This window comes from Leisingera sp. ABM4_103 (assembly GCF_056158685.1).
This window is the reverse complement of the sequence record NZ_JBSWTU010000005.1, coordinates 2,473,993-2,488,926: the sequence shown is the minus strand read 5'-3', so window position 1 is coordinate 2,488,926 and position 14,934 is coordinate 2,473,993. Positions and strand designations below refer to the sequence as shown.

The 14,934-nt window shown below is 66.2% G+C and carries 15 protein-coding genes; 8 read left to right on the top strand and 7 right to left on the bottom strand.

What is annotated here, in order from left to right:
* The first annotated feature begins 45 nt into the window (after positions 1-45).
* From ACXAED_RS13725 to ACXAED_RS13715, 3 genes are all read left to right on the top strand, one after another.
* Positions 46-1,725, top strand: a complete 1,680-nt coding sequence (locus tag ACXAED_RS13725; protein ID WP_475050664.1) for an adenylate/guanylate cyclase domain-containing protein — start codon at positions 46-48, stop codon at positions 1,723-1,725.
* Between the two features lie 236 nt (positions 1,726-1,961).
* Positions 1,962-4,037, top strand: a complete 2,076-nt coding sequence (locus ACXAED_RS13720) for a bifunctional sulfate adenylyltransferase/adenylylsulfate kinase (RefSeq protein WP_475050662.1) — start codon at positions 1,962-1,964, stop codon at positions 4,035-4,037.
* Between the two features lie 260 nt (positions 4,038-4,297).
* Entirely contained in the window at positions 4,298-5,074 is a 777-nt protein-coding gene (locus ACXAED_RS13715) for a hypothetical protein (protein WP_475050660.1), read from the top strand.
* A 15-nt stretch (positions 5,075-5,089) separates the two neighbouring features.
* On the opposite strand, the gene ACXAED_RS13710 is transcribed toward ACXAED_RS13715, so the two are convergent.
* The 3 genes from ACXAED_RS13710 to ACXAED_RS13700 all read right to left on the bottom strand — a co-directional run bounded on the left by ACXAED_RS13710 (position 5,090) and on the right by ACXAED_RS13700 (position 6,733).
* Positions 5,090-5,974: a PhzF family phenazine biosynthesis protein gene (locus ACXAED_RS13710; RefSeq protein WP_475050657.1), complete on the bottom strand. Its 885-nt coding sequence runs from the start codon at positions 5,972-5,974 to the stop codon at positions 5,090-5,092.
* 115 nt (positions 5,975-6,089) lie between these two features.
* A complete protein-coding gene (locus ACXAED_RS13705) occupies positions 6,090-6,314 on the bottom strand; it encodes a DUF1150 family protein (RefSeq protein ID WP_475050655.1) in 225 nt (74 codons plus the stop codon).
* A 5-nt stretch (positions 6,315-6,319) separates the two neighbouring features.
* Positions 6,320-6,733, bottom strand: coding sequence for an Hsp20 family protein (locus ACXAED_RS13700; protein WP_027244437.1), 414 nt, complete (start codon positions 6,731-6,733; stop codon positions 6,320-6,322).
* Between the two features lie 181 nt (positions 6,734-6,914).
* Between ACXAED_RS13700 and ACXAED_RS13695 the strand changes: the two genes are divergently transcribed.
* From ACXAED_RS13695 to ACXAED_RS13675, 5 genes are all read left to right on the top strand, one after another.
* Positions 6,915-7,139, top strand: a complete 225-nt coding sequence (locus ACXAED_RS13695; RefSeq protein ID WP_174148795.1) for a YdcH family protein — start codon at positions 6,915-6,917, stop codon at positions 7,137-7,139.
* A 342-nt stretch (positions 7,140-7,481) separates the two neighbouring features.
* A complete protein-coding gene (locus tag ACXAED_RS13690; protein ID WP_475050652.1) occupies positions 7,482-8,765 on the top strand; it encodes a uracil-xanthine permease family protein in 1,284 nt (427 codons plus the stop codon).
* Between the two features lie 221 nt (positions 8,766-8,986).
* Positions 8,987-9,478 (top strand): 2TM domain-containing protein, encoded by a 492-nt coding sequence (locus ACXAED_RS13685; protein ID WP_475053116.1) that lies wholly within the window; start codon positions 8,987-8,989, stop codon positions 9,476-9,478.
* Between the two features lie 245 nt (positions 9,479-9,723).
* Positions 9,724-10,212, top strand: coding sequence for a 5-(carboxyamino)imidazole ribonucleotide mutase (gene purE, locus ACXAED_RS13680; protein WP_475050649.1), 489 nt, complete (start codon positions 9,724-9,726; stop codon positions 10,210-10,212).
* A complete protein-coding gene (locus ACXAED_RS13675; RefSeq protein WP_475050646.1) occupies positions 10,205-11,281 on the top strand; it encodes a 5-(carboxyamino)imidazole ribonucleotide synthase in 1,077 nt (358 codons plus the stop codon). Before purE ends, ACXAED_RS13675 begins: the two co-directional genes overlap by 8 nt.
* Positions 11,282-11,438: 157 nt before the next feature.
* Here the strand turns inward: ACXAED_RS13675 and ACXAED_RS13670 are convergent, their stop codons facing one another.
* From ACXAED_RS13670 to ACXAED_RS13655, 4 genes are read right to left on the bottom strand one after another with little or no spacing between them, the layout of a single operon-like run.
* Positions 11,439-12,587, bottom strand: coding sequence for an alpha-D-ribose 1-methylphosphonate 5-triphosphate diphosphatase (locus tag ACXAED_RS13670; RefSeq protein WP_475050645.1), 1,149 nt, complete (start codon positions 12,585-12,587; stop codon positions 11,439-11,441).
* Positions 12,584-13,360, bottom strand: coding sequence for an alpha/beta fold hydrolase (locus ACXAED_RS13665; RefSeq protein ID WP_475050643.1), 777 nt, complete (start codon positions 13,358-13,360; stop codon positions 12,584-12,586). The genes ACXAED_RS13670 and ACXAED_RS13665 overlap by 4 nt, the downstream gene beginning before the upstream one ends.
* Before the next feature lie 45 nt (positions 13,361-13,405).
* Positions 13,406-14,275 (bottom strand): DMT family transporter, encoded by an 870-nt coding sequence (locus ACXAED_RS13660; RefSeq protein ID WP_475050641.1) that lies wholly within the window; start codon positions 14,273-14,275, stop codon positions 13,406-13,408.
* 49 nt (positions 14,276-14,324) lie between these two features.
* Positions 14,325-14,906, bottom strand: a complete 582-nt coding sequence (locus ACXAED_RS13655; RefSeq protein WP_475050638.1) for a GNAT family N-acetyltransferase — start codon at positions 14,904-14,906, stop codon at positions 14,325-14,327.
* Positions 14,907-14,934: the final 28 nt, after the last annotated feature.

Genomic DNA, 14,934 nt, shown 5'->3' with positions numbered 1-14,934 from the left:
GCGGCCCGCAGTCTGCCCCGGACACCCCAAGGCAGGAGGACCGGATTGGCGAGCGCGCTCTGGCAGGGCAACTGGATCACCCGCACCCGGATCGTCACCGGCCTGGTGCTGTTCACCTATGTCTTCTTTCATTTCATTAATATCGGCCTGGGGCTGCTGTCCCCGGTCTGGATGGAGGAGTTCCAGGACGCCCGCCAGCTGATCACCCGCAGCTTTCCCGGCGGCCTCATCCTTTACGCCTCCCTGATCCTGCACGCCGGTCTGGCGCTGTGGAACCTGGCCCGCCGCCGCAGCCTCAGGATGCGGCCCGGCGAGGCGCTGCAAACCCTGCTGGGCTTTCTGATCCCGCTTCAATTGCTCAGCCATCTGCTCTTCACCCGCTATTCGCATGAAATCCACGGCGTCAACGACGAGATGGCCTATGTGATCGTGCTGATGTGGGCCTCGCCGGAGGCCTGGCAGCAAAGCGCGCTCTTGCTGGCGGTCTGGATCCACGGCTGCATCGGCCTGCATTACTGGCTGCGCCTGACCCGCTGGTGGCGGCAGCTCATCCCCTGGATGGCGGGGCTGGCGGTGTTCATCCCCGGCTTCGCCCTGGCCGGCTTCCTGACCGAGGGCCGCCGCATCCATGGCCTGTTCGTGGAGGGCAGCCAGCGCCCGGCGCTGATGGAGGAATTCAACTGGCCCAGCCGCGAGGTCTTTGCCGAGCTGTTCCAGACGGACAACCGCTGGTTCGCCGCATTCCTGATCCTGCTCGCCCTGGCAGCCGCGGCGCATGTTATCAACCGGCTGCTGCGGCGGCGCCGGGCGGTGCGCATCCGCTATGCCTTCGGCCCCGAGATCCGCGCCGAACGCGGCCTGACCCTGCTGGAGATGTCCCAGGCAAATGGCGTCCACCACACCTCGCTCTGCGGCGGCAAGGGGCGCTGCACCACCTGCCGGGTTGTGGTGGAGGAAGGCGGCGAGGCGCTGCCGCCGCCCGCCCCGCCCGAGGCCCGCAGCCTGGCCGCGGTCAAGGCGCCTGCCAATATGCGCCTGGCCTGCCAGATCCGGCCTGAGACGCCGCTTACCGTCACCCGCATGTTCCGCCCCGACGGGGGCAAGGGGCGCGCCCATGCCAGTCAGGGCAGCGAACAGCAGCTCGCCGTCCTGTTCCTCGACATGCGCGGCTTCACCGCCCGCACCTCCGGACAGCTGCCCTATGACGTTGTGTTCCTGCTCAACCGGTTCTTCGACGCCATCGTCCCCGCCATCATCGCGGCAGGCGGCACCGTCGACAAATACCTCGGCGACGGCCTGCTGGCGCTGTTCGAGGCCCCAAGCCCGGCCCGTTCCGCCCAGGCCGCGCTGGACGCCGCCGCCGCCATCGGCACCGCGCTGCAGGACTTCAACGCCCGGCTGGCGGCGGATGGCGAGCCGCAGATCCGAATCGGCATCGGTGTCCACTTGGGTCAGCTGGTGCTGGGCGAGATCGGCAGCGCCGGCCATGCCCCGCGCACCATCATCGGCGGCAGCGTCAACACCGCCAGCCGCCTGGAAGCCAAGACCAAGGAGCTGGGAATCGAATTGCTGGTTTCCGCCCGCGTGCTGCAGGCCGCAGGCTACGCGCCGGAGCGGTTTGCCCTGCAGGAGTTCCAGCTCAGGGGCGTCTCCGCGCCGCTGGCCGCTCTGCCGGTGGAACACGCGGCCGCCCTGCCCCGCCTGCTTGGCAGGGAACAGGGTTGAGCCTGCCGCCCGCCAGCGGGAACACCTGTTTGCGGCCCGGCAGCTGCCCTGGACGATACCGTCCGCCAGACACGCCTCTGGGGAATATTCTGCCGCACACACGGATGCGTTGCACCAAAACAACTTGGCAAAAAATCGCCAATCCGGCCTAAATTGCGCTTTGCTTCCGGGCCGAACCATGCAATGCGTTCACGCGTGAACACACTTTTAACCCGTTGAGCCTACTGCTGCCCGCCGTGACCGACATTGCGACAATATCCACCCCGGACGAGGAAGACCTGCTCTTCCGCCTCCTGCGCCAGCTCGACACGGCGCCGGATGCGTCGCAGCGCGCGACCGCTGCGGCGCTGGGGATTTCGCTCGGGCGGCTGAATACCCAGCTTCGGCTGGCGGCAGAGGGCGGCCTGATCACCGTCAGCGCCCGCCCCGGCCCCGACAAACGGCAGCGGTTCGCCTATTCGCTCACCACCCGGGGCGCTGCGGAAAAAGTGCGCCTCACCGATCGTTTCCTCGCCCGCAAGCTCGCAGAATACAACGCGCTGCATGCGGAACTCACCGGCTCCGCAAGCGGCCTTCCCCCTCTCAAACACAGGACCCATCCGATGCAAAGCAACCTGGCTCCCATCCCTGAGCTTTATGTCTCCTACGAAAGCGCGCAGAAACTGAAGGTCGAAGCAGCCGACCTGGTCAGCTGGGACCTGACCCCGCGCCAGATCTGCGACCTGGAACTGCTGATGAACGGCGGCTTCAACCCGCTCAAGGGCTTCCTGTCCGAGGCCGACTATGACGGCGTTGTCGAAAACATGCGCCTGGCGGACGGCACCCTGTGGCCGATGCCGATCACCCTGGATGTGTCTGAAGACTTCGCCGCCAAGCTGGAAGCGGGCCAGGACATCGCGCTGCGCGACCAGGAAGGCGTGATCCTCGCCACCATGACCGTCACCGACAACTGGGTGCCGAACAAGGCGCGCGAGGCGGAGAAGGTCTTTGGCGCCGATGACGACGCCCACCCGGCGGTGAACTACCTGCACAACACCGCGGGCAAGGTCTACCTGGGCGGTCCCGTGACCGGCATCCAGCAGCCCGTCCACTATGACTTCCGCGGCCGCCGCGACACCCCGAACGAGCTGCGCGCCTACTTCCGCAAGCTGGGCTGGAACAAGGTCGTGGCCTTCCAGACCCGCAACCCGCTGCACCGCGCCCACCAGGAGCTGACCTTCCGCGCCGCGCGCGAAGCCCAGGCCAACCTGCTGATCCACCCGGTTGTCGGCATGACCAAGCCGGGCGACGTCGACCACTTCACCCGCGTGCGCTGCTATGAGGCGGTTCTGGACAAATACCCGGCGGCCACCACCACCATGTCGCTGCTGAACCTGGCAATGCGCATGGCCGGCCCGCGCGAGGCGGTCTGGCACGGCCTGATCCGCAAGAACCACGGCTGCACCCACTTCATCGTCGGCCGCGACCACGCGGGCCCGGGCAAGAACTCCGCAGGCGAAGACTTCTACGGCCCCTACGACGCACAGGAGCTGTTCCGCGCCTATGAAGAGGAAATCGGCCTGAAAATGGTGGACTTCAAGCACATGGTTTATGTGCAGGAGCGCGCCCAGTACGAGCCGAACGACGAGATCGAAGACCGCGATAACGTCACCATCCTCAACATCTCGGGCACCGAACTGCGCCGCCGCCTGGCCGAGGGCCTGGAAATCCCGGAATGGTTCTCCTTCCCCGAGGTGGTTGCCGAGCTGCGCAAGACCAAGCCGCCGCGCGCCGAGCAGGGCTTCACCGTGTTCTTCACCGGCTTCTCCGGCTCCGGCAAATCCACCATCGCCAACGCGCTGATGGTCAAGCTGATGGAAATGGGCGGCCGCCCCGTGACCCTGCTGGACGGCGACATCGTTCGTAAGAACCTGTCGAGCGAGCTGGGCTTCTCGAAAGAGCACCGTGACCTCAACATCCGCCGCATCGGCTATGTCGCGTCGGAGATCACCAAGAACGGCGGCATCGCCATCTGCGCCCCGATCGCGCCCTACGCCACCACCCGCCGCGCCGTGCGCGAGGACATCGAACAGTTCGGCGCCTTCGTCGAAGTACACGTTGCCACCTCGATCGAGGAATGCGAGCGCCGCGACCGCAAGGGCCTGTATAAACTGGCCCGCGAAGGCAAGATCAAAGAGTTCACCGGCATCTCCGACCCCTACGACGTGCCGCAGAACCCGGAACTGTCGGTCGAGACCGAGAACGTCGACGTCGACAACTGCGCCCACCAGGTGCTGCTCAAGCTGGAAAGCATGGGCCTGATCAAAGCCTGAGCCTGACGGCAGCGAGATTTTGGAACGGCCCGCCATCCGGCGGGCCGTTTTCTGTTCAGCGCCCCAAGGCCCCTGAACCGATGCAGCGCCCCTTTCTTAGCCGTGGTCAAAAAGGCAACGGTCCCCCGCTGATGCGCACGGCCCTGCGCCGGAACGCTTTCCGCGTCGGCGGAAATCCGCTAATCCTGTGGCAAATATATAGAATTACAGGCGGATTTCAGGTGCGAGCTGTTTCTCTTTGGATCGGTGAAGAGCTGCCTTTGCTGACACAACTGGCCCTCCTGTCCTGGCAGCGCCACACCTGCGGCGTGGATCTCTACGTTCCCGACCCCGCCTGCCCGCCCCTTGGCGTGCCGCCCGGCGTCCGCCTGAAACCGGCCGGGGAGATCCTGCCGCTGGACACGCTGGAGCGCCTGAAACCGCTGATCCGCACCCGGTACAGCCCGCGCCAGGAACGGCTCAGCTACTCCGACATCTTCCGGATCGCCCTTCAGAAACAGGGGCTTGGGTTCTGGCTCGATACCGACGTCATCCTGTTCCAGGACTTCCAGCCGGACCCGGATCAAGCCTGGTTCGCCTTCGACGGCGCTTCAACCGTGGGCTATTCCGCGCTGTACTTTCCGCCGGACGATCCCTTCGTCTGCGATTTCCTCAAGGTGCTGGACCACCCGGACCTCTGGCCGGACTGGCTGGGCTTCAAGCGGAGGGTGGTCAAGCCCGCGCTGCTGCGCGCGCTCGGCCGCAAGTTCCGCGCAACCGACCTCGGCATGACCGTCTACGGCAACGAGGCAATGGTGCGGATCCTCAAGCGGCAGAACCGGTTCGGGGAGGCCAAGCCAATGAAATCAATGTACTACCTGCCCGGTGCCAGCTGCGATTTCTATGACCCGGCGCACACGGCCTCATTGCTGGGGCAACCCGATATCATCGGCCTGCACGTGCATCAGAAAGGCCCCTCCACCCAGCCGCCCCGCAGCGGCAGCGCGTTTGACCTGACGCTGCGCGAATACGGACTGGCGGCGGCAGAACCCGCCTGACGCCGCCGCCTGCGCTCACAAGGCCGCTGGCAGGTCCACCGTGCCGCGCATCAGCACAAACCCTTCACCCGCAACGCGCACGCCCTCAATCGCCTCCGCACTGCCAACGCGGACCACCCGCGCCTGGCCGGGGCGGCCCAGGCCGTGACCCTGCTCCGCCGTGAATTCCGTCTTCTCCATCAGGCCGTGATGCCACAGATAAGACGCCATCGCCCCGGTGGCGGACCCGGTGAACGGATCCTCCGGCGGGCTGGGCGGCGCCATCAGCAGGCGCGAGAATGTGTCGCCCGCCTCCGTCGCCCCCTCCAGCGTCACCAGAAACGGCTCCATCATGTCGATGCCATCAGCCCCCAGCGATTGGCCCAAGGCCGCCAGCGCCTCCAGATTCAGCTTTGCTGCCTCCAGCGCCGCCCGGTCGCGCAGCACAGTGACGCAGAACGGCAGCCCGGTGGAGACCTTCTGCGGCTGCCCCACGATCGCCTCAACCGGCAGGCTCACCGCCTCTGCCACCAGCCCGGGATCGGCAAAGGGGCCGAACTCCGGCGCCACTTGCGTCATTTCGATCAGATCGCCGTCCAGCCTGACCGGCACAATCCCCGCCCCGGTTTCCAGCGTGATGCTGTCACCCTCAATCAGCCCGCGGTCCCGCATCGCCGCCACCGTGGCAACGGTCGGGTGGCCGGCAAAGGGGATCTCGCGGCTGGCCAGGAAATAGCGCACCTTCACGTCCGCCACCTCCGACGGGCCGGTGAAGGTGCATTCCACAAGCGAGGTCTCCCGCACGTAAGCCGTGCAGACCGCCTCCGGCAGATGCGCGCCGCCATGCACCACTGCACAGCCGTTGCCGCCGAAAGCATGGGCAGAGAACGCATCCACCCAGTCGAAATCATAGCGTGCCATTGCCGTCCCCCGGTTTCAGAAAATCAAAAAGGCGGGCCCCTGCCCGCCTTTCGCATCTTGAAAGCCTGTTAGCGGAAGTCAATCCGCTGGCCTTACACTTGGACGCCCGCTGGACTTAGTGCACGGGCACCGGCGTCATGTCGTTCTGGCGCGCCAGCACAAAGGCCAGGCTGCGGTCCGCCACCAGCGCCAGCTGGCCGCCCTCGGCATCGTGCACCGCATAAAGCTGCTCGCGGCCGCCCGCGTTCTGCTGCACGTCCGCGGGAAGATCTGCCACCGCGACCGCCTTCACATAGACGGTCCGGTCAGCGCCTTGCTTGAAGTCAAACGGTGTATGCATAGCTCTTACCCCTTCTTGATGTTGATCGTCTGGACAACGGTTTCCGGCCGCGAGCGGGTCAGATCCACATGCAGCAGCCCGTTTTCCATCACCGCCTCGCCCACTTCGACGCCATCGGCCAGCACGAACATGCGCTGGAACTGGCGCGCCGCGATGCCGCGGTGCAGGAATACCCGCCCTTCGCTGTCGTCGCGCTGGCGGCCGCGGATCACCAGCTGCCGGTCCTCGACGGTGATCGCGAGGTCCTCCTCGGCGAAACCGGCCACGGCCAGGGTGATGCGGTAGGAAAAATCGGAAGTCTGTTCGATATTATACGGCGGATAGCCCTCGTTGCCCGATTTTGCCGAGCGTTCGAGGAGGCGTTCCAGCTGCTCAAACCCCAGCATATGCGGGTAGGAGCCCAAGGTAAGTTTCGACACTTTAATCGTCCTTTATGCCAAAGCGACGGATGCTTACGGCCCCTCACACGGCAGCCGCCTGCGAAAGAATATGGGAAGTTCCTGCTGGTTTCACAAGAGCATGTGCTCATAGGTCTAGCGGAAAAGCCGTTAACGAAGTATCTTCAGCCTCACTTCATTCATCAGCTTTGCAGAGTCGCCCATGAATGCACCCACAGATGTGTCGATGAAGACGGATGAGGTCCTCAAGGTTGAGCTGGAGGTTTTCCGCAGGCAGCACCGCGATCTGGACGAAGCGATTTCCGCGCTGGAAGAGCGCGGCACCGCCGACCAGCTGACCATCCGCCGCCTGAAGAAACAAAAGCTCATCCTCAAGGACAAGATCGCCTTGATCGAAGACCGGCTGACCCCGGACATTATCGCCTGACGCCGCGCCGGCCGGACCGGCCGCGCACAGTGCCTGTTGCCCGGAGCCGAAGCTGCCCGGGATCCCGCTGCAGAACGCAGCATTTTTTCCAAAAGCCAAGCTCTCCCGCCCCCTGGCGGTGCAGCCGGGCTGCCCAGCCTGGCGTTGGGCGCGGCAGCGCGCCTGAAGGAGCGCTGCCGTCCCGCCCGCCTGCCCCGCTGCCGGCAGGCATTCCGGCCCGGATTATCCGCCTTAACGGATGGTCAAACAGCCATGAACCCGCTAGGAGCAGCCCGATTGTCTCCGGCGGTTTCCCCGCGAAGCCTTCGGAAACAAGCCTCTGAACAAAAAACGAGCGAGACAATGACCGCTGCGAGGGAACAGATCCCGGCGCCTGAGACGCAGGCTGCTGATTACAACTTCACACCGAAACAAGCGCTGATCGGCGCCCAGATGCTGTTTGTCGCCTTTGGCGCGCTGGTGCTGGTGCCGCTGCTGACCGGCCTCGACCCCAGCGTGGCGCTGTTCACTGCGGGGCTTGGCACACTGATCTTCCAGATCGTGACCCGCGGCCAGGTGCCGGTGTTCCTGGCGTCGTCTTTCGCCTTCATCGCGCCGATCATCTACAGCGTGCAGACCTGGGGCATGGCCGCCACCACCGGCGGCCTCGCTGCGGCGGGCCTGCTCTATGTGGCGCTCAGCTTCGCCATCCGCGCCTTTGGCTCCGGCTTCCTGCACCGGCTGCTGCCGCCGGTGGTGGTCGGCCCCGTGATCATGGTGATCGGCCTGTCGCTGGCGCCGGTTGCGGTCAACATGGCCACCGGCCTGGCAGGCGACACCCAGGTTATGCCGCGCAACACCGCGCTGCTGCTCGCCGCCATTTCGCTCGGCACCACGATGCTGACCGCCATCCTCGGCCGCGGCATCATGCGCATCGTGCCGATCCTGGCCGGTGTCGCCGCAGGCTATATCGCGGCCCTGATCCTCGGCGCTGTGACCGGCGAAACCCTGGTCAGCACCGCCGCCGTGGCCGATGCCCCCTGGTTCAAGGTTCCCGGCTTTGTCGCGCCGGAATTCAACCTGGCCGCCATCCTGTTCATCCTGCCGGTCGCCATCGCCCCCGCGATTGAGCATTTCGGCGACATCCTGGCGATCTCCAACGTGACCAAGCGCGACTACATGGAGAAGCCCGGCATCCAGAACACCATGCTGGGCGACGGCCTCGCCACCGCCGCCGCGGGCCTGTTGGGCGGGCCGCCCAACACCACCTATTCCGAGGTGACCGGCGCCGTGACCCTGACCCGCGCCTTCAACCCGGCGATCATGACCTGGGCGGCGATGTTCGCGATTGCGCTGTCCTTTGTCGGCAAGCTCTCCGGCGCTCTCTCCACCATCCCGATGCCGGTGATGGGCGGTATCATGATCCTGCTCTTCGGCATGGTCACCGTGGTCGGCCTGTCGGTTCTGGCCAAACTGGGCGAGGCGCTGACCGAGGCCCGCAACATGGTGATCATCTCCACCGTTCTGATCATCGGCCTCGGCGGCCTGACACTGCAATTCGGCGAAGGCTTCACCCTGGCAGGCATCGGCCTCTCCGGCGTTGCGGGCCTGCTGCTGAACCTGATCCTGCCGAAACAGCGGGACTGATCCTGCGCTGCGCCCGCCTAATCCGGCGGGCGCAGCCCTCCGCGGCCTCGCCGCCCGGCGGCGATGGCCGCAAAGCCGCGGCCCAACCTGTGGCCCCTCCCCGGAAATGACGATAAAACCGTTGCGTGCACTCAATTGTCGGGTGCGTGTCAGGGTCCTGTCGTGGCCAAATTTCCCGGCCCGGTTAGACCGTCCGCATGTGAACAGCAGGATTGCTCAAAGTGATTGTCAGAAAGCTACGCCTCGAAAATGGCTTGTCGCAAGAGCAGCTCGCCGGCATGGCCGGGATCAGCACCCGCACGCTGCAGCGGATCGAACGCGGCGCCAAGGCAAGCCCGGAAACCCTGAAATGCATTGCCGCTGTTCTGGAAACGGAATTCTCCAGCCTTCGAAGGGAACAGGACATGCAGACCACCCCAGCAGCAGCCGCGCCGGAACCGAGTGAAGAGGAACAGGACGCCATGCAGTATGCGCGCGACATCCGGGCCTTCTACACTCATGCCATCCAATACGCCGTGGTAATAGCCGCGCTGCTGATCCTGAATCTGCTGACCAGCCCCGGGCACTTCTGGGTTATCTGGCCCGCTCTCGGCTGGGGCATCGGCCTCGCGATACACGGGTTCAGCGTCTTCGAAGTGATCGGCCTATTTGGCCAGGATTGGGAAGACCGCCAGATCGCACGGCGCCTGAAGTCCCGCCGCAACCGGGGATAGCGCCCGGCCAGCCCTTCTGCCGGCCATAAGAAGCGCCCGCGCCGCACGCCCGCGCGGCGCCACGCCCAACCGCGGGGGCGGTGCAGCTCCGCTGCATCCCCGCGCGGGCGGGAGCCCCCTGCGGCATAGCGCCAGCCCCCGGAAAACAGGGCAAATCCACCCGTATTCCCATCCAACCCGCATTGCGTAAAACCCAGGTTTCCCTATAGTGCGCGCTCCACAAGCCGCGACAGGAGCCACCAGCCATGGCCGACATCAAAGTGGGCATCATCATGGGCAGCCAATCCGACTGGCCCACCATGAAGGAAGCCGCCAATATCCTCGATGAACTGGGCGTTGAATACGAGGCCAAGATCGTCTCTGCCCACCGCACCCCGGACCGGCTGTGGAGCTACGGAAAATCCGCAGCGGACCGCGGCCTGCAGGTGATCATCGCAGGCGCCGGCGGTGCGGCCCACCTGCCCGGCATGGTCGCCTCCAAGACCCGCGTGCCGGTGGTCGGCGTGCCGGTCCAAACCCGGGCGCTGTCCGGTGTCGACTCGCTTTATTCCATCGTGCAGATGCCCAAGGGCTTCCCCGTCGCCACCATGGCGATCGGCGCCGCCGGCGCCGCCAACGCGGGCCTGATGGCCGCGGGCATCCTGGCGCTGCAGGACGCGGACCTCGCCCAGCGCCTCGACGACTGGCGCGACGCCCTCTCCGCCTCCATCCCCGAGGAACCCTCCGATGACTGACGTGCTCGCACCCGGTTCCACCATCGGCATCCTCGGCGGCGGCCAGCTCGGCCGGATGCTCTCGGTTGCGGCCTCCCGCCTCGGCTTCAAGACTCATATCTTTGAACCGGGCGCCAACCCGCCCGCAGGCCATGTCGCCGACCAGGTGACCACCGCGGGCTACGAGGACGCAGAGGCGCTCGCCGCCTTTGCAGCCTCCGTCGACGTCATCACCTATGAGTTCGAGAACATCCCGACCTCCGCGCTGGATCTCCTGGAATCGCAAAAACCGATCCGCCCGGGCCGCGAGGCGCTGCGGATCAGCCAGGACCGGCTGACGGAAAAGACCTTCCTGCAGAACCTCGGCCTGCAAACAGCCCCCTTCGCCGACATCACTGACCAGGCCAGCCTCGACGCCGCCCTGGCAGAGATCGGCGCCCCTTCGATCCTGAAAACCCGCCGCTTCGGTTATGACGGCAAGGGCCAGGCCCGCATCAAGGCGGCTGAGGACGCCGGCGAAGCGCTCGCCGCCATGGCCGGCGCGCCCTCGATCCTCGAAGGCTTCGTCAATTTCACCCACGAGGTCTCCGTGATCGCTGCCCGCGGCACGACGGGTGAGATCGCCTGTTTCGACCCAGGAGAAAACGTTCACCGCGACGGCATCCTGCACACCACCACCGTGCCTGCCAAGCTGACCACCGGACAGCGCATGGACGCGGTGCTGATGGCTGGCAAGATCCTGAACGCGCTGGAATATGTCGGCGTCCTCGGCGTCGAACTCTTCGTCACGCCGCAGGGCCTGATCGTCAACGAGATCGCCCCGCGCGTCCATAATTCCGGCCACTGGACCCAGAACGGCTGCACCGTCGACCAGTTCGAACAGCACATCCGCGCGGTGGCCGGCTGGCCGCTCGGCGACGGCCAGCGCCACTCCGACGTGGTGATGGAAAACCTGATCGGCGCCGACGTGGAGCGCTTGCCCGAACTGGCCAAGGAAGCCGATTGCGCCATCCACCTTTATGGCAAGGCGGAAGCCAAGCCGGGCCGCAAGATGGGCCATGTGAACCGGGTGCAAAAGCCGCAATCCTGAGGCTGGGGCACTGCCCCCGGACAAGCCCCCAACTTGGGGCTCTGCCCCAAACCCCGGGATATTTCCGGCAAGAGGAAGTCACGCAAGGTGAAACCGGCCCCGCCGGTTTCACGCGCCGCAAAGAGGGTCATCCGGCCTGATGCGCGGCGCGTCCCCCTCAGGCTATGAAACGGCCCGCAATCTCCCCCGACATATAGCTGACCCGCCCGCCGGCAATCGTCGCGGCGACCCGCTGGGTCTGCTTGTCCAGCACCAGAATGTCGGCGCGCTTGCCGGTCTCCAATCTCCCGCGGTCGGTCAGCCCCAACAGCTGCGCAGGCCCGTGTGAGACCAGCCGCCAGGCTCCCTCCAGATCCAGCAGGCCCGAGCGTTCCAGCATCAAGGCCGCGCGGCGCGGACTGGGATAGTGGTAGTCAGAGGCCAGCGCATCGCACAGCCCCATGGCGATCAGCTCCAAAGCCGAGGCATTGCCCTTGTGCGAGCCGCCCCGCACGACGTTGGGCGAACCCAGGATCACCGGATCTCCGGCGCCCCGCGCGGCCTCAGCCGCCTCCAGCGTCTCGGGGAACTCGGCAATCCGCGCCCCGCGCTCGCGCCAGACGGCACGGTCCTCTGCGGTCTGGTCGTCATGGCTGCCAAGGCGCACATCCAGCGCCGCCAGTTCGCGGCACAGCGCATCCAGCCTGCCCGGCACCTCATCCCGGCGCGCGTGCATGTCCTTCAGCATCTGCCAGTGCACTTCCGGGTTGCGCCCCGCCTTCAGCGCCTGGCCGGTCAGCCGCGGCGGCTTCTTGCCCGCCGCCAGCCGCTCATGCGGCAGGTGGTCGTTGAACACCACATAGGGCACCTGCCATTCGGCAACCCTGGCGGCCAGCCCGGCGTACTCCTCCAGCATATGGATCTCGAACCGCAGCTGCGGCAGCAGATCGGTCACGAGCGACCCGCGCACCGCTTTGATGCCCTCGAACACCTGCGCCGCAAACTCCGGCCCGCGCAGGCCGCCTTCCCAGGAGTAGAACTGCGCCAGCACCGCAGTGGTGATGCCGTTGGCGGCCAGCTCCGCCTCGGCGGCCACCACGCCCTCGGCCATCTGCTTCATCGCCCCCCGGCGCGGTGCCAGATGGCGCTCGAACCCGTCGCCATGCACGTCCACGATCCCCGGCAGCACCAGATAGCCGGACAAATCCACGGCCCGCCCGGCGGGCGCATCCGCCACCAGCCCGCCCGCGATCGCAATCTCACCGCCGCGCTGCAGCCCGCCGGGGCGCAGCACATCACCGCCCTGCAGGGTCAGTTCCAACGTCATTCTTCCGCCTCTTCACAGCCGCCATTCAGCTGGCAGGCCTCGCTGATAATCTCTTCCACCGCCGCCAGCCAGGTGAGCGAGGGTTCAAACCGCCCTTCCTCCAGGAAATGCAGCGTCTGCGCCATCACCTGCGGGTTGTTCATCATGTAGGTATGGGTCACCGGCAGGGTCAGATGCGCGGCCATTCCGTCAACCTTGGTGCTGGCGACCGAAACCTTGCCGTCATCTGCACCCGGGATCAGCGAGGAAAACACCGGGTTCAGCGTCTCATTCCCGGCAATCACCCCCAGCTCGAAATTCACCGGCGGCAGGCGCCTGGGCAGGCTCTCCGCCCCGGTGCCCAGCTGCAGGCCGGCGGGGCCGTTCAACAGGCCGAACACCTCCCAGTCCCCCAGCTCATCCACCAGCTCGCTGCCCTGGTTGGGCGGCCCCATCATCACCACCCGGCCCAGGTTTGCAGGACTGTTGCCCTGCAGCCAGTGGCGCAGCAGGATACCCCCCATCGAGTGGCTGACCACATGGGTTTGCTGCGCCCCGCAGGCTGCAAAAGCCTCCGGCAGGGTTTCCTCTGCCAGCACCTGAATGGTCTCCTCCGTCGAGGCATAGCCGGGCCGCACCACATCATACCCGCGCGACTGCAGCACCTCCTCCATCACCGCAAAAGACGTCTCGGAGCGCGCCAGCCCGTGCAGCAGGATCACGCAATCGGCCGCCGCAGGCAGCGGCAGCAGCGCCGCAGCCGCGGCAAGCAAAGGTTTGGCAAACTCACGCATGACGCCCAGATAAGCGCAAGCGGCGGCACAGGGAAGACCTTGCGGCTACTTGGCGGCCTGTTCGGCTGCCTGCGCCTTGCGCGCGGGCGCCCGCCGCACCACCAGCGCGATGCCGCCCAGCACCGCAATGGAGCCGAAAACCAGCCGCAGCCCGATCGCCTCCCCCAGCAGAACGGCCCCTGCAACAATTGCAATCACCGGCACGCTCAGCTGCACCGTTGCGGCCACTGCAGGCAGGATCTGCGGCAGCAGCCGGTACCACAGCGCATAGCCCATGCCAGAGGTCACCGCCCCCGACACAACCGCCAGCACCGCGCCGTAAAGGCTCACCGTGCTGCCGCCCAGCCACAGGGCAACGGGCAGAAACATCGCCGTGGACCATAGGAAATTCACCGCCGTTGCTGCCAGCGGCTGCACCGCCCCGCGGCCCAGGATGCTGTAGATCCCCCAGCCCAGCCCCGCCGCCGCCATCAACAGCGACGCGCCAAGGGGCGCTGTGCCGGAGCCATCGGGCCAGACCACATAAGCCAGCCCCAGAAAGGCCAGAACCGCGCCCGCCACCTGGCCGCCGCTGACCGGATTGCCCCGCAGCGCGCCCCACAGGAACATAGACACCTGCACCACGCCGAACAGCACCAGCGCGCCAAGGCCCGCATCAAGCTGCTGATACGCAAGCGAAAACCCGGCCATATAAAGCGTCAGCGCCGCCCCGCCCCCCAGGCTCGCCCGCAGGTCCTGCCGCACCGCCTGCCCCTGCGCCAGGCACAGAACGACCAGCATCGCCGCGCCGGAGGCCAGCCGCAGCAGACCAAAGCTGCCAGCATCCATATACCCGCCCCCGATGGCCAGCCGGCTGAGGATGGAGTTCGCGGCAAAGGCAATCATGGTCAGGGAGACGAGAAGAAACAGGCGCATTTTCAAGGGGTAGCGTGGCAAGGCACGCAGGACCACTGATTTCTTCGTGTTAGAGGCCTGAGAATGCCCGCGGGTAGGCCAGCTCCTCCTCCGGCACATCATAGCCGCGGCGTAGGATCAGCGTGTATTCCAGCGGATAGGGGCTCTTGAGCTTCTGCGCCCGCTCCCGGCTGAAGCCATAGCGGCCGTAGAAAGAGGGTTTACCCAGAACGACGATGGTTTCGGGAAGCTGCCCTGCAAACGCCTCCGCCGGCATCTCATAGTACTGCGCCAGTTCCCGCAGCATCCGGGTGCCGAACCGCCACGGCCTGCGATACGACTCATCCTCAGGCCCGCCGGCCTCCATATTCGGATTGCGCTCCGCCAGCCTGCCGCCCTGCCATTCCGGCCGCACCGCCATTGGTGCCAGGCAAGCCCAGCCCGCGGGCGCTTGCATCCGGCTCAGGGCAAGATAGCCGCCAATCTTACCGTCCCAAGACTTGCGATACTCATGCAGCACGTCCCCATCTGCCCGCAGCTGCCGCACCAGCCGCACTTCGGCATCGGTGGGAAAGGCGGCAAGCAAGAGCGCCTCGACCTCGTCAAAGTGCTCTTCCTTCACTTCATTCAAAGTATCCGGCCCGACGACCATCCCAAACCTCCTGCATTCACCTTTGCAC